Annotated in this window: 15 protein-coding genes; all 15 read right to left on the bottom strand. The window is 37.4% G+C overall.

The window, feature by feature from the left end; genetic code table 11:
• Nucleotides 1-6: 6 nt before the first annotated feature.
• On the bottom strand, nucleotides 7-378 hold the full coding sequence (locus ACMX9J_RS26375) for an FtsB family cell division protein (RefSeq protein ID WP_013054878.1): 372 nt from the start codon (nucleotides 376-378) through the stop codon (nucleotides 7-9).
• Nucleotides 379-382: 4 nt separating this feature from the next.
• A complete protein-coding gene (gene yabQ / locus ACMX9J_RS26380; RefSeq protein ID WP_028412646.1) occupies nucleotides 383-1,006 on the bottom strand; it encodes a spore cortex biosynthesis protein YabQ in 624 nt (207 codons plus the stop codon).
• Nucleotides 1,003-1,308 (bottom strand): sporulation protein YabP, encoded by a 306-nt coding sequence (gene yabP, locus ACMX9J_RS26385; RefSeq protein WP_013054876.1) that lies wholly within the window; start codon nucleotides 1,306-1,308, stop codon nucleotides 1,003-1,005. The genes yabQ and yabP overlap by 4 nt, the downstream gene beginning before the upstream one ends.
• A gap of 99 nt (nucleotides 1,309-1,407) precedes the next feature.
• Nucleotides 1,408-1,674, bottom strand: a complete 267-nt coding sequence (locus ACMX9J_RS26390; RefSeq protein ID WP_013054875.1) for an RNA-binding S4 domain-containing protein — start codon at nucleotides 1,672-1,674, stop codon at nucleotides 1,408-1,410.
• A gap of 20 nt (nucleotides 1,675-1,694) precedes the next feature.
• Nucleotides 1,695-3,155 carry a nucleoside triphosphate pyrophosphohydrolase gene (mazG, locus tag ACMX9J_RS26395; RefSeq protein WP_028412645.1) on the bottom strand — a complete coding sequence of 487 codons (1,461 nt, stop codon included), beginning with the start codon at nucleotides 3,153-3,155 and terminating at the stop codon, nucleotides 1,695-1,697.
• A gap of 12 nt (nucleotides 3,156-3,167) precedes the next feature.
• Nucleotides 3,168-4,772, bottom strand: a complete 1,605-nt coding sequence (locus tag ACMX9J_RS26400; protein WP_416226403.1) for a putative polysaccharide biosynthesis protein — start codon at nucleotides 4,770-4,772, stop codon at nucleotides 3,168-3,170.
• Nucleotides 4,773-5,001: 229 nt separating this feature from the next.
• Nucleotides 5,002-5,538, bottom strand: coding sequence for a stage V sporulation protein T (gene spoVT, locus ACMX9J_RS26405; protein ID WP_028412643.1), 537 nt, complete (start codon nucleotides 5,536-5,538; stop codon nucleotides 5,002-5,004).
• Nucleotides 5,539-5,787: 249 nt separating this feature from the next.
• Nucleotides 5,788-9,318 carry a transcription-repair coupling factor gene (mfd, locus tag ACMX9J_RS26410; protein WP_416226404.1) on the bottom strand — a complete coding sequence of 1,177 codons (3,531 nt, stop codon included), beginning with the start codon at nucleotides 9,316-9,318 and terminating at the stop codon, nucleotides 5,788-5,790.
• A gap of 69 nt (nucleotides 9,319-9,387) precedes the next feature.
• Complete coding sequence (locus tag ACMX9J_RS26415) at nucleotides 9,388-9,618, bottom strand: anti-sigma-F factor Fin family protein (protein WP_013054869.1); 231 nt, start codon at nucleotides 9,616-9,618, stop codon at nucleotides 9,388-9,390.
• Between the two features lie 59 nt (nucleotides 9,619-9,677).
• Nucleotides 9,678-10,235 (bottom strand): aminoacyl-tRNA hydrolase, encoded by a 558-nt coding sequence (gene pth, locus ACMX9J_RS26420; RefSeq protein ID WP_028412641.1) that lies wholly within the window; start codon nucleotides 10,233-10,235, stop codon nucleotides 9,678-9,680.
• A gap of 139 nt (nucleotides 10,236-10,374) precedes the next feature.
• Nucleotides 10,375-11,004 carry a 50S ribosomal protein L25/general stress protein Ctc gene (locus tag ACMX9J_RS26425; protein ID WP_028412640.1) on the bottom strand — a complete coding sequence of 210 codons (630 nt, stop codon included), beginning with the start codon at nucleotides 11,002-11,004 and terminating at the stop codon, nucleotides 10,375-10,377.
• A gap of 186 nt (nucleotides 11,005-11,190) precedes the next feature.
• Nucleotides 11,191-12,144, bottom strand: coding sequence for a ribose-phosphate diphosphokinase (locus tag ACMX9J_RS26430; protein WP_014462059.1), 954 nt, complete (start codon nucleotides 12,142-12,144; stop codon nucleotides 11,191-11,193).
• 18 nt (nucleotides 12,145-12,162) lie between these two features.
• Nucleotides 12,163-13,542, bottom strand: a complete 1,380-nt coding sequence (glmU, locus tag ACMX9J_RS26435) for a bifunctional UDP-N-acetylglucosamine diphosphorylase/glucosamine-1-phosphate N-acetyltransferase GlmU (RefSeq protein WP_028412639.1) — start codon at nucleotides 13,540-13,542, stop codon at nucleotides 12,163-12,165.
• Nucleotides 13,543-13,736: 194 nt separating this feature from the next.
• The gene (spoVG, locus tag ACMX9J_RS26440; RefSeq protein ID WP_013054864.1) at nucleotides 13,737-14,027 is read right to left on the bottom strand and encodes a septation regulator SpoVG; all 291 of its coding nucleotides are present in this window, start codon (nucleotides 14,025-14,027) and stop codon (nucleotides 13,737-13,739) included.
• A 155-nt stretch (nucleotides 14,028-14,182) separates the two neighbouring features.
• Nucleotides 14,183-14,560 carry a RidA family protein gene (locus tag ACMX9J_RS26445; protein WP_013054863.1) on the bottom strand — a complete coding sequence of 126 codons (378 nt, stop codon included), beginning with the start codon at nucleotides 14,558-14,560 and terminating at the stop codon, nucleotides 14,183-14,185.
• Nucleotides 14,561-14,580 lie beyond the last annotated feature (20 nt).

Below are 14,580 nucleotides of genomic sequence, written 5' to 3' on the forward strand. Positions count from 1 at the left end.
ATACGTTTAGTCTTTTTTTACATTAAAGATAATTTCCCCGTCTTCTGATAAAAAATAATCTCTGCGGGCAATCTTTTTAATATAATCATCGTCATTTAACTTGACGATTTCACCTTTTAACTGTTTTTGCTTGCTTTGTAATTTTGTCAGCTGCTGTTCTAATTTTACCTTCTCAGCTTTTTTGTTCTCAATAGCTGAGGTTTGCGTAATTAAAGCTGATACCATCAATCCACCAATGATTAAGGCCAACACTCCGAAAACAGTCAAACGCCTAATTAAACCGATACGCTTTCGATCTGTATTTTGTTTAATTTGTTCTTGTTTATGGCTATAATCAGTATTTAACTTCGCGACCTTTTTTTTTCGTACCGCACTCATTGAATTAGTCGTCCCCCTTGTTTTTTAAAGTGTTCACCCATGCAACGACTCTCATTATCATATTCTTTGCACGATTGTAAATTCCTTCTATATACCGAAAACCCATATGTAAAAATCGTTTTACAGGTTTAGGCATCATTCTCCAAAATACGAAAAGAACCCACCTAGTCGGTAAGTAAATAAGCTTTAGACAGAATACGAGCAGCTTATGAACAGCTCGGTAGATCCCTAAAGCGACTACAAGTAGAATATGAATAAAGAAGCGGATAGGCTTGACCAAAAAAATATTACTAAGCGTTAAAACACCTCGATATAAACTTAATACGCTCGAGACAGTAAATGTTAATACTTTTAAATACAGTGATTGAAATAAGCTTTGATACGCGGCAAAGCCGCAAAACAAAGCAAGAAACGCATACAAACGCAGTTCTCCTTCATTCACTAAAAACAACACATAAAAAATGAGAAGAGCTTGCACCATCCAAAACAATACGTCATTTACAAATACAAACCATGGGCGTGATTTAGAGCGATTAACAAAGTAACGATAAGTATCGAGAGAAGCACCTAAACCGCTTCCCATCGATACCATCGCAAGCATTGTATAGAGCTGAATGTTTAAACTCATCGAAACAACTTACTAAAGAATCCTTTAGCCTTCTCCGATTGGTTCTCATCTAAGTAAACTATATCAAAGATTTTTCCTTTTATCGATACAATTCCTTGATCAACGTCTAAATTTTTCATTTGCAGATTTTGCCCTCTAACTGACAAGAAACCCATCACTGTTTCAAGTAAAAATTCCTCATTGTCAAAGCTCTCTACCTGCTTCACACCCGTGATATCTAAGAGACGACGACCCTTCATCACTAAATCATGATTTGGAGTATGGTCTTTGTTTGAATTGCTTGTTTCATAAAATTGGCTCATATCTTCATCCCCACCTCATTCATTAAGAGCATTCGCTCTTGTTATCTGTTGTTTAAAACATATGAATGAGAAAGGTGATTTAGAACAAGCCTTCATCAGTTATACTTCAGATGAAATACGCTCTTCTTTGACAATTGAGTACAAATTAGCTGCTTCTTCTTTTTTAGCTGCTTCTTGAAGAGCCTCTATTTTAACGGTAATTTTCTTCGTGCCAAATGTGATGGCTAATTCATCTCCTACTTTCACATTTGTGCTTGCTTTTGCAACGATACCATTAATCGTAATACGGCCCTTGTCTGATACTTCTTTTGCCAATGTACGGCGCTTAATTAAACGTGATACTTTTAAAAATTTATCTAACCTCATAATTCCCTCACCTTTCTGTTTTACAAACCTGTTTTTTTGGCTTCTTCCCAAAATTCATCTAACTCTTTTAACGAAAAAGATTCAAATGGTTTTTCAGAAGCTCTCACTTTTTCTTCAATATATTGAAATCGATTTAAAAATTTTGTATTCGTTTTAGCTAATGCAGCTTCAGAGTCGATTTTATAAAATCTTGCAATATTCACTAAAGCAAATAAAATATCTCCAAATTCATCGCTCATTTTTTCTTTATCAGCATGCTGTACTTCATCTTGGAATTCAGCAAGTTCTTCCTGTACTTTTTCCCACATAGGTTCAACTTCTGACCAATCGAAACCAACTTTTGCAGCTTGTTTTTGGTATCCGTGCGCTTTCATTAAAGAAGGCATAGCCCCAGGTACAGAAGCTAACAGAGAAGAAGGCTCCTCTCCTTTTTCTTCTTTTTTGATTTCATCCCAATTTTTTAAGACCTCATCTGCATCATTCACGCTCACTTCCCCAAATACATGCGGATGGCGTCTTACCATTTTCTCTGAAACACTGCGAATGACGTCATCAATTGAAAACATTCCTTCATCTTCACCGATTTGTGCATGAAGCAATACCTGCAGCAATACATCACCGAGCTCTTCAATCATATTATCGTCATCTTGACGGTCAATTGCATCTAATAACTCATAAGACTCTTCTAGCAAATAGCGCTTGAGCGATTCATGCGTTTGTTTTTGATCCCAAGGACATCCGTTTGGCCCTCTGAGCGTGGCAATAATCCTTCTGAATGAGTCAAATTGATGGTATAAAACCGTTTCGTCCGCTACTGGAGGGACATAAATAGTCGTTAAGTTATTGAGCGACATTTCTCTATCTAATTCATACAGCTTGACCGGCTGGATTTTTTCTTCACTGCTTCCCGCTGCCGTTACAATGTAAACGAGGTAATCATCAGGAACGTGTTCCATCAGCGTTAGTTTTACCTCTGAAGCAACGAACTGATCGTACACTTGAGCAATTAGAACATGACCCGTTAACTCTATTTCGCTTCGCTTTAAGTCTGTTCCGTCTAGCAGCTGAAATCCTTCAATAGGATCGATCTTTAGTGCGCCAAAAATTGGATCTAAGAAGCTTTGTCCCCCTTTAATTTCAACAGGAATGCTACGTTCTTTTCCTTTTTGTAAAAGTAATTGAACCGTACGTTCTGCCACTAAAGGATGCCCGGGAACGGCATACACCACTTCTTCTACTGAAGCTTTATCGATTAAATCATTTGATATATGTTCATATACCTCTTCAAATCCATCATAAGATTCGTATACGTCATCATAGGATACGTACGTCAAGCCTTCACTTTCTAATTCTTTGATTACAGGATGTTCTTTTGTGCGCATATAAATATGCTTTTCCTGCTGCAGCAAGCGATAGATGCCTACGGGTAGCTGCTCTAAATCGCCTGCTCCTAAACCAATAACTGTTACTTTACCTGTCATTGCTTCACCTTCTTATTTATTTTTTAATACGTATTTAGCTAAAACACTTCCCATTGGAAGTAAACGTAATTCCTCTTCGGTAAAAATATGTTGTTTCATAATGATAAACAAATAAAACAAACCGCCTATTAAAACACCAGATCCTGTTTCAACCACTTGTTTGCTTGTATCTAAACCATTAGACCATACAAAGTGATGTAAACAAAATAAATAGCTTTGCAAAAGAATGACCATTGCTATGCCCGTTATAAAAATACCTCCACTCGCCTTTTTCGGAACGAGCGATACAGCTAGCTTTTTATACAGACAAAATAGATTGATTGCTGCAACAATAGCGAATCCAGCTGAGGAAGCAATGGCTGCTCCTATGGTTTGAAAATCTGGTATTAGCCAAAGATTCAATATCAGTTTAACCGTCATGCCAGCGATGACGGCTATTACAGGTGCGAAAACAGCTCCCATCCCCTGAAGCACAGCTCCAGCAGTTGCTGCTACGGTTGTAAATATAACTAACAAGCTCAAAATTTGTAAAACGTCCGTTCCGTCGGAGTTACTATATAAAAGCATATTAATGGGTTTCATCAGCGCAATCAAGCCAAAGGCTGCTCCAACTCCGACTACAAGCGATAGTCGGAGAGACAGCTGAACTTTTTCAAGCACAAATGACAAGTTCTTTTTCGCAATGGCTGAAGAAATAACGGGTACAAGTGAAAGTGAAAAAGCTGTACCTACTACTGTACCTAATTGAATCAACGGAAGTCCACGGTCATAAATACCTTTTGAAACTTTTGCTGCCTGTTCAGCCATGCCATGCGCCGTCAGACCGGAATATAATGTAAAGGAATCAATAAGCTGAATAAACAGCAGACCCATAGCGCTGATACAAATTAATAAACCTTGAATAATAAGGATTTTCACTACTTTTTTGATGTCTGCTTTTTTTATGCGTTGAAATACTCCCTCAGAATTTGTCTTTGTTCTAAAAACAAATAAACATAAAATAATAAGAGATGTTATACCGCCTGTTATGGAACCAAAAATAGCTCCTGCTCCTGCAGTATAAGGACCATACCCATGGTGGATAAAGAAAATAGATAGGCACAAAATAGTCCCTACTCGAACAATTTGTTCTGCGATTTGAGACAACGCAGTAGGAAACATATTATATAATCCTTGATAATAACCACGAATGACAGCAATAAACGGAATAAGTAAAAACGAAAATGAAATAATTTGAATGAGAAGCGTTAACTGACGATCTCCCATCCACCCGGCAATCGTTTCTGCAAAGATATATTGGAGGGAAAACATTATGCAGCCTACTACAAACAAAAAAGCAAATGAAACTTGAAGTATTCCTCGGATTTCCTTTCTCCGATTTGTTGCCACATAATCGGCTACTAACTTTGAAATAATTACAGGGAAACCGTATGTACCTAGCTGTAGCGCAATTCCATATAGCGGATAAACTTGCTGATAGATATAAAACCCTATATCTCCCGCAATATGGTGATATGGAATACGGTAAGTAGCACTTAAGATTTTCGTAAATAAACCTGCGAGCGTTAAAATAATCGCGCCGTTAAAAATAGAATAGAGCTTTGATTGTTTCTGCATTCCTACACCTTTCACCTGCAGCTTGTAATTATGTGAACAACGCTTTTTATGAGCCGCTAACTGTAGAAGAATAGCGCTTTGTTCTTATAAAACATCCTGCACTTTCCAATAAATAAAATACCGTACCATTATATCATGTTCTCTTTATTTCTAAGGTAAGACAGCATGAAAAAAGGTAGCAGAAACTGCTACCTTTTCAGTAAATAATGTAAAATAAAGATAATTACGCTTACTGCTCCATTTGACGAGATAAGAAGCTAGCTGCCGTTTCGGCTGCTTTATGCTCTACTTCACCAAGAGACTTCTCTTTTGAGAAGATGACAACAGCTCCAATCGGATCTCCATTTGCAATAATCGGACCGATTGTGTAAGAAGAAATATTTTCTTCGTATCCATCGACAAATTCAAGGTTTTTCCCATCAGTTACTAAAGAAGAACTGCGGCTTTCCATAACAGATTCTACTAAAGAACTAATGTTTTTATTTAAGTATTCTTTTTTAGAGCTTCCTGCTACCGCAATAAATACATCGCGGTCACAAATAAGTACAGGATGACCTAAGCTATCGTATAGCGCTTCGCCATACTCTTTTGCAAAATCTCCCAATTCACTAATTGGCGAATATTTCTTTAAAATAACTTCTCCATCGCGATCGACGAAAATCTCTAGCGGGTCTCCCTCTCGGATGCGAAGTGTTCTTCTAATTTCTTTTGGAATCACAACGCGACCCAAATCATCAATACGACGAACAATACCTGTTGCTTTCATTCATTGAAGCCTCTCTTTCATATGATGATTAAAATAGTTGGTGAATATCACTGATGGCTATATGATAAAAGGTTCACCTTTGTTGAGGTTAGTATTCTTCACTCTACAACTTCTATTCACCAACCATCTCTTTTTTTGTTAAAAAGTGTGCTTTTATTAAAAAAATGTCCAAAAAACCGTCAAAACATGGGGATTTGGACATTTTTATTTCGGCTATATAAAAAGAAGGCTCAAAAATGAGCCTTCTTTTTAATTCGTAACTTGTTCTTTTTTAACAGTGGCTACTCCTTTTACTAACTGATACACAATATTGAGCCATTCTTTTTGAGCAAGTCCTTTTACGTTAACCACTAATTTTACTTTCTTGCCTTCCATACCTAAGCTGACCATTCTGCCAAATTGATCACCTAGCATGAATAATTTTTGGCCGTCTATCGTTGAGCTCGCTTCTTCAGAAAGCAGAATAGAAATTTCTTGTTTTGACTGAAGAATAGATTCTACTAAGTTCTGCGTTGCATATACTTTTGTTTCAGCTACTTTAAACAAATACTCAACCTCAGCCGGATACTCCCCAAAACGATCAATCATTTCATCTTGCAATTCTTGAATATCCTCTAGTGCTTCAATTCCTCTAAAACGCTTATACATCTCAATTTTCAAGCGGCCGTCTGTAATGTACTGATCAGGGATATACGCGTCTAAGTCCAGATTCATTTCCACATTAAATTTCACACTTTCTCCGTCAGACCCGCGTCTTTCCTCTATCGCTTCTTTAAGCATTTGTGAGTAGAGATCGAAACCGACAGAATCGATAAATCCATGCTGCTGAGCACCCAGTAGGTTTCCGGCGCCACGTATTGAAAGATCACGCATAGCAATTTTAAAACCAGAACCTAATTCGGTGAATTCTTTAATAGCTTGCAGACGCTTTTCAGCTACTTCTGTCAGTACTTTGTCTTTATGATACGTAAAGTACGCATATGCCACGCGATTTGAACGACCTACGCGTCCTCTTAATTGATACAGTTGTGATAATCCCATCTTATCAGCATTGTTGACAATGAGCGTATTTACATTTGGAATATCTACTCCTGTTTCGATAATAGTTGTACTCACAATCACGTCATATTCGCCTTCTAAAAAGCTTAAGATAACCGCTTCGAGTTCTGTTTCATTCATTTTTCCGTGGGCATACGTTACCCTAGCATCAGGCACGAGCATCGAAATTTCTTCTGCTTTTCGTTCAATATCTTCTACGCGATTATATAAAAAGTAAACTTGGCCATCACGCGCTAACTCACGCTCAATCGCTTCACGAACTAGAACCGGATTATACTCCACTACATATGTTTGAACCGGAAAACGATTTTCAGGCGGCGTTTCAATAACAGACAAATCCCTTACGCCCAACATAGACATATGTAATGTTCGTGGAATAGGTGTTGCTGTAAGTGTAAGGACATCAACGTTTGCTTTCATTTGCTTGATTTTTTCCTTGTGCGTTACACCAAAACGTTGCTCTTCATCGATAACTAACAACCCTAAATCCTTATAAATCACATCTTTAGATAGTAAACGATGTGTACCAATCACTACATCTACGGTCCCGTTTTTTAGCCCTTTAATTGTTTCCTGCTGCTGTTTACGGCTGCGAAAGCGGCTCAACAGCCCTATATTGATTGGATAGTCTTGAAAACGCTCACGGATGGTTTCATAATGCTGTTGAGCTAAAATAGTGGTTGGCACTAAAATAGCCACTTGTTTTCCATCTGTCACAGCTTTAAACGCAGCACGAATGGCTACTTCCGTTTTTCCGTATCCAACGTCCCCACAAAGCAGACGATCCATTGGTCTTTCATGTTCCATATCCTTTTTAATTTCTTGTACAGAACGAAGCTGATCTTCGGTTTCTTGATAAGGGAAAGCTGTTTCAAATTCTCTCTGTAAATCGCCATCCGGGGAAAATGCATAACCTTTACTTGCTTCGCGCTCTGCATACAGTTTAATTAAGTCATCAGCGATGTCTTGAACAGAAGACTCAACTTTTCGTTTCACTTTCTTCCAGTCATTTCCGCCAAGTTTATATACTTTTGGCTCTTTCCCTTCAGAGCCTACATATTTTTGTACTTGATCAATCTGTTCAACAGGAACGTACAGCTTGTCAGAGCCTTCATATTTGATATGGATATAATCTTTATGATTACCGTTAATCTCTAACGTTTCCATTCCTAAATAACGGCCAATACCGTGGTTCACGTGAACGACATAGTCACCTACGTTTAACTCTGAATAGCTTTTAATGCGCTCTGCATTGGAAAGCTTTTGACGACGCTTTGATTTCTTTACCCGTTTTTTAAACAATTCCTCCTCGGTTAAAACAGCTAATTTTTGCATAGGCAGTTCAAAGCCCATTTGTAAATCGCCTTCAATAATTTGAACAAGACCTGGCACAAGCTGACCATTTCCATCTAAAATAGATGAATCAATATCATAATCTGATAGCACCCCTTCGAGTTTTTTCACGCGCTCTTTATCTGCTCCTAAGAGGACTACCGTATAATTAGCATTTTTCCAACGTTCAATTTCACTTTTTAATAAGTTCATTTGGCCGTAAAACTGTTGCATCTGCTTACATGAAATATTAATAATATTTTGCGGACTCGTATACGATACGTGCTTCAAAAATAACGATAAGTATAAAAACTGATGTTTTGCTCGCTGAATAAGAGATGGGAGCTTATGAGATAATTGAACATCTCGAACAATTTGCCCCTGTCCTAATAATTCTGTTATCCATTCAGCTTCCTCTGTTTCAAGCTGATCAGACGTCTCTTGAATTCGAGTTGTTTCATCAAAGATGACAAGACCACCTTCTGGTAAATAATCTAGTAAACTAGCAGGCGATTCGTAAAAGAATGATAAATACTTGAACATATTTTCAAGAAGTTGACCTTGACGCAGCTGTTCGATTTCACCTTTAATATTTTCTGTTAAGGTAGCTTTTAGCGCTGCGTTTTTCACTTGCTGCAGCGTCGAAGCCAGCTGTGCTTCTAGTTCTTCAATTCCTTGGGCCACTTCATTTTGGCTCACAATGATTTCCGTAGCAGGGCCGATTGAAATTTCTTTTAACTGTTCTTGAGAGCGTTGATCCTCAATTGTAAACGTACGAATGGAATCGATCTCGGTATCAAATAGTTCAATTCGGACAGGTAGCTCTTCTGTTAACGGATAAATATCAATGATTCCTCCGCGCACACTAAACTCACCCGGAGCTGAAACCATCGATGCCCGCTCATAGCCCAACTCAACTAACCTTTTTAAATAATGATCGACGTCGATGTCAATTCCCATTTGAAACGGCAGCTGCGTTTGCTCCCATCTTGCTTTAGGAGGTAGCAGCTTTCGAATCCCTGCAAGCGGCGTTACAACTACTCCACCTGTATGTTGACTCCAATAATTGAGTACTTCAATTCGCTGAGCCTTTAATTCTGGACTTGCAATCCCCACTTCTGTAGCAACTAAATCGTTAACAGGGTATAAGAAAACGTCTTTTTCCGGTAAAAGGTGCAAAAGGTCTTCATACACTTTTTGGGCTTGATATAAATTATGAGTCACTACTAATAAGGGGTATTTTTTATCCTCATTTAAGAGTGCCATTAATACAGATCGAGCTGAACCGGAAATTCCCGTTACTAACTGTTCTTTCAAACCTTCTTCTAAACTGCTGACAACAGCTCCAATTTCTTTATTTTCTTCAAATTGCTGTCTAATCCCTCGCAAAGGAATTCCCTCCTCCCATGATATGTCTAAACTAAACAGAAAAACGCTTTGGTTTGAGACCAAAGCTTTTTATTGTATAAATGTTTCGTACTGATGATAGTCTGGATTTCGTTCTAGCGCTTCTTGACAGTCTTCACAAATAATTTTAACCACGATGTCTCCACTATTATGGTAGTGAATAAAGTCTTTTCGTTCATCTGCGGTCAGGTGATTAAAACCGAGTGCTTCTGTATTGTGAGCTGTCTTTTCTATCATACCGACTTTTGCGCCACAATGTCTACAGAAATAATGAATAGACATACAAATCCTCCCAAATCTTTTAGTGTTAGTATGGACGATTGAGAGAAATTTTATTCTGCTTAATTATAACGATTCATTACTTCTAAGAACGTTTGACCTAAAAAGTCTTCACTCGCGTGCACAGACGTTTTCATCGCTTCTTCCATATGAACCATTTCATCTTCTGTAAAGCGCCCTAGTACATAGTCAACTACTTTCATACCGTTTTTCGGACGATCAATCCCAATACGAATTCGGTTAAACTCTTGGGTTTTTAAATGCTGAATAATTGATTTTATTCCGTTATGGCCGCCTGGACTTCCTTTTGTACGCAATCTTACTTTTCCGCACGGTAAATCTAAGTCATCGTAAATAACAAGCAAGTCTTCGACGTCTATATCAAAATAGTCCATTAACGGGCGAATACTTTCTCCTGATAAATTCATATATGTTAGAGGCTTTAATAATATGACTTTTTCTCCTCTTATTATACCTGTTCCATATATTCCGTTAAACTTTGTTTTATCTAATGAAATCATAAACTGTTCGGCAATTTTATCAATTGCCATAAATCCTATGTTATGACGAGTACGGTCATATTCTTTTCCAGGATTCCCTAAACCAACGATTAATTTCAAAATAGATACTCCTTTCCACTCTATGTAAGTTGTACATAATAGGTAAATGTCTTTAAGGTTTTACATTACTATATAGTATCACTTTTATTATAATCAATTCACACAAAAAGACGTAACCTTTTGGTTACGTCTTTTTATATTATTCTTCGCTATCTTTTTCTTTTGTTGCTTCAACGTCGCCTTCAGCATCCTGAACTTCGCCGCTATCCGGCTCTTCTTCCTGTTGAGGAGGTAGTACAGAAGCAACTGTATCTTCTGCATCATGCGTAATTTCTAGCTTTTTATCTACCTTAATATCCCCTACTGTAATTGTATCGTTAATTCCCAAATCTGATACATCTACATCAATAGATGATGGGATATCTTGCGGCAAGCCTTTTAATGAAATTTCATATAGAGACTGCTGTAATACGCCGCCTTCTTTTGTTCCTTTTGCTTCTCCTACTAGAGATAAAGAAACTTCAGTATCAATTTCTTTCTTCATGTCGACCACTTGGAAATCGGCGTGGACAATTTCGTTTTTTAATGGATCGGTTTGAATATCATGTAACATTACGGAATATTTTTGCTTGTCCACTTGTAATGTTAACACTCCATTGCGTCCTGCTTCACGAATAGTCTTAATAAAATCAGCACTGTTTAAGTAAATAGGTGTGGATTCTGTTTTATTTCCGTAAACAACCGCTGGGAAGTTTCCTTCGTCGCGAATTTTTCTATTTGTAGAATTTTTGAAATCCGTTCTTTTATTTGCTTGAATTGAAATACTCATTTTATTCACCTTCCAGTATGTTTTCTACTTAAAATGTACCCTTTTTAGAAGGCTGCTAAACATAAAACTCGTTTCAATCAGCAATATATCTTTGCTCATCCCGTCCAAATCCCTTTAAAACCAAGGATTAGCCCATTTAATTTTTTTCAAAAAAACCTCTTTCCATTTGGAAAGAGGTTCTGTTTATCAATCAAATAACGTACTAACTGATTGCTCTTCGTGAACACGAATAATCGCTTCACCAATTAACGGAGCTACTGAAAGTTCTGTTACTTTACCAATTTTCTTATCTTCTGTTAAAGCAATAGAGTTTGTTACAGCTAGCTCTTTGATTGTAGAGTTTTGAATACGCTCAATCGCAGGGCCTGAAAGAACTGGGTGTGTACAACAAGCATATACTTCTTTTGCACCTGCTTCAATTAATGCACTTGCACCAATTGTAATTGTACCAGCTGTATCAATCATGTCATCAATCAAGATTGCTGTTTTCCCTTCCACTTGTCCAACAATGTTCATAACTTCTGCTACGTTTGGACGTGGGCGACGTTTGTCAATGATAGCGATCGGCGCTTTTAGACGTTCCGCTAAACGGCGAGCACGCGTTACGCCACCGTGGTCCGGAGATACAACAACAACGTCATCAAGGTTTTTACTCTTGAAGTATTCACCTAAAATTGGAACACCTACTAAATGGTCAATTGGAATATCGAAGAAACCTTGAATTTGAGGAGCATGTAGATCTAATGTGATAATACGAGTAGCTCCCGCTTTTTCAATGATATTTGCTGCTAATTTGGCAGTGATTGGTTCACGTGCACGAGCTTTACGATCCTGACGAGCATAGCCATAGTAAGGCATAACGATGTTAATTGTTTTAGCTGATGCACGTTTTAATGCATCAATCATAATTAATAATTCCATTAAGTGTTCGTTAACTGGAGCACTTGTTGATTGAATGATAAATACATCACAACCACGGATACTTTCTTCAATGTTAATTTGAATTTCACCGTCACTGAAACGATCAACCGAACATTTACCTAATTCCACACCAATTACTTTTGCGATCTCTTCAGCTAAAGCCTTGTTTGAATTTAGCGTAAATAACTTTAAATTTTCATCAGCATATACATTTGACATTTTATTGTGAAACCTCCGTCAGGATTTTTTATTAATATCAAGCTTTTCAGCATAGTTTTCTTTATTTACTTGTTTCGCACGAGCAATTGATAATGCTTTTCCTGGCACATTATCCGTTACGGTTGAACCAGCTGCAACATAGGCGCCTTCACCAATTGTTACAGGTGCAATTAAGTTTGAGTTACATCCTACGAATGCCCCATCTTCAATCTTTGTTAAAAATTTATTTTTCCCATCGTAGTTAACTGTAATAGATCCGCACCCTAAGTTTACACCTTTTCCGACCTCTGCGTCTCCAATATAACTTAAATGAGAAGCTTTGCTACCTTTGCCAAAAGATGCTTTTTTAATTTCTACAAAGTTTCCTACGCGCACTTCATCTCCAATTAATGATTGAGGACGAATATGTGCAAATGGGCCAATTGTGACTTCGTGACCAATTTCACTATCGTGAGCAACAGAATGGCGAATAGAAGTATTATTACCTATTTTGCAGTCTTTAATTTCACTGTTAGGTCCTACTTCACAGTTCTCTCCAATTACAACTGTTCCTTGAATAACCGTACCAGGATAAATAACCGTATCTCTGCCAATGACAGCATCTGCTGAAATGTACGTGTTAGAAGGATCCACAATCGTCACTCCATTTAACATATGCTGCTTGTTGATACGCTTTTTCATTGTTTCTTCTGCTTGAGACAGAGCAAATCGATCATTAACGCCCAATGTTTCAGCAAAATCGGATGTTTGATATGCAGAAATAATTTGACCTTCATTTTTTAGAATTTCGATAACATCAGGTAAATAGTACTCTCCCTGTACATTATCATTTGAAACTTTTGAAAGTGTCTCAAATAATTTCTCATTATCAAAACAGTACGTACCAGTATTAATTTCCTGTACAAGACGCTCTTGTTCTGTGGCATCTTTATGCTCAACAATCTTTTCAACAGAGCCTTGTTCATTTCGAATGATGCGTCCATATCCTGTTGGATCTTCTGCATGAGCCGTTAAAATAGTTGCCATTGCATTTGTTGCTTCATGATGCTTTAATAAAGATTCAATTGTTTCAGCTGTAATAAGCGGAGTATCTCCACATACAACAATTGTCGTACCTTTTTCATGTGCAAGTAAAGATTCTGCTTGCATTACTGCATGAGCTGTTCCTAACTGCTCTTCTTGTAAAGCAAATAAGCTTTTATCTCCAACATGTGATTTCACTTTTTCGGCACCGTGACCTACAACTGTAATTAAATTTGTTAAATCTAAGCGTGATAACTGATCAATTACGTGTTGCACCATCGGTTTGCCACACACAGGGTGTAACACTTTATATAAAGATGACTTCATACGTGTACCCTGACCAGCTGCCAATATGACTGCATATCTTTTTGACATAACAGGCCTCCAATTTTACCTTTTTATCCATTAAGAATATTATATCAAAAATGACAGCATTTCAAGGAATCATTTATAAGTCATGAATTTTATTTTTTGGTAATGCTAAAGTTTTACAAAGGTGTGAAATTATATAAGCGGTAATCAAAAAGAAAAGAGCCTACTTTTCAGTAGACTCTTAATGTATCATATGTTTACGAAGCACCCGCTTCTTCGAATTCAACTTCTACCTCACCTAAACGATGATATTCTGCTAAAACAGCATCTTGAATCTTTCCGCGAGTATTTGAATTGATTGGATGTGCAATATCACGGAACTCACCATCCGGTGTACGTTTACTTGGCATGGCTACAAATAAGCCATTATTACCATCAATCACACGAATATCATGAACAACAAATTCACCATCTAATGTGATTGAAGCAATCGCTCTCATACGTCCTTCAGTGTTCACGCGGCGTAATCTTACGTCAGTTACTTCCATCTTGTTCACCACCTTTTTCTATGCGAAGCTTTACATACTTAATTCCACAGAATTTTGTGTTTTCCTGCTATTCAGAAAAAATTTTTAGAAAATTTTCGCAAAAAAAGTGAACAATTGGAAGTTACTTGCTTTTTGTTAGAAATTTGTTAATTTAATTACCCTTTAACAAGCGCAATAACTTCAATTTCAACAAGTACATCTTTAGGTAGTCTCGCTACTTCTACACATGAACGTGCCGGCTTATGGTCGCCGAAGTAGTCACCATAGACTTCATTTAATGCTGCGAAGTCGTTCATATCTTTAATGAACACGGTTGCCTTTACAACTGTATTTAGAGAAGCTCCTGCTTCTTCAAGAACTGCTTTTAGATTTTCAAATACTTGAGTAGCTTGTACTTGAACATCGCCTTCGACCAACGTACCATCTGGACGAAGTGGAATTTGACCTGAACTGTAAAACAAGTTATTCACAACAATTCCCTGTGAATATGGACCAATAGCTTGCGGTGCATTTTTTGTTTGAACCTGTAACATATGTTCCTCTCCCTTACTTG

The organism is Priestia sp. RMT2NF4, assembly GCF_047872835.1.
GTDB classification, from domain to species: Bacteria; Bacillota; Bacilli; order Bacillales; family Bacillaceae_H; genus Priestia; species Priestia zanthoxyli.

Coding starts and splice junctions, on each gene's coding strand:
- ACMX9J_RS26375 (WP_013054878.1), bottom strand. CDS start 378: ATGAGTGCGGTACGAAAAAAAAAGGTCGCGAAGTTAAATACTGATTAT.
- yabQ (WP_028412646.1), bottom strand. CDS start 1,006: ATGAGTTTAAACATTCAGCTCTATACAATGCTTGCGATGGTATCGATG.
- yabP (WP_013054876.1), bottom strand. CDS start 1,308: ATGAGCCAATTTTATGAAACAAGCAATTCAAACAAAGACCATACTCCA.
- ACMX9J_RS26390 (WP_013054875.1), bottom strand. CDS start 1,674: ATGAGGTTAGATAAATTTTTAAAAGTATCACGTTTAATTAAGCGCCGT.
- mazG (WP_028412645.1), bottom strand. CDS start 3,155: ATGACAGGTAAAGTAACAGTTATTGGTTTAGGAGCAGGCGATTTAGAG.
- ACMX9J_RS26400 (WP_416226403.1), bottom strand. CDS start 4,772: ATGCAGAAACAATCAAAGCTCTATTCTATTTTTAACGGCGCGATTATT.
- spoVT (WP_028412643.1), bottom strand. CDS start 5,538: ATGAAAGCAACAGGTATTGTTCGTCGTATTGATGATTTGGGTCGCGTT.
- ACMX9J_RS26415 (WP_013054869.1), bottom strand. CDS start 9,618: ATGTCTATTCATTATTTCTGTAGACATTGTGGCGCAAAAGTCGGTATG.
- ACMX9J_RS26425 (WP_028412640.1), bottom strand. CDS start 11,004: ATGAGTATTTCAATTCAAGCAAATAAAAGAACGGATTTCAAAAATTCT.
- ACMX9J_RS26430 (WP_014462059.1), bottom strand. CDS start 12,144: ATGTCAAATGTATATGCTGATGAAAATTTAAAGTTATTTACGCTAAAT.
- glmU (WP_028412639.1), bottom strand. CDS start 13,542: ATGTCAAAAAGATATGCAGTCATATTGGCAGCTGGTCAGGGTACACGT.
- spoVG (WP_013054864.1), bottom strand. CDS start 14,027: ATGGAAGTAACTGACGTAAGATTACGCCGCGTGAACACTGAAGGACGT.
- ACMX9J_RS26445 (WP_013054863.1), bottom strand. CDS start 14,560: ATGTTACAGGTTCAAACAAAAAATGCACCGCAAGCTATTGGTCCATAT.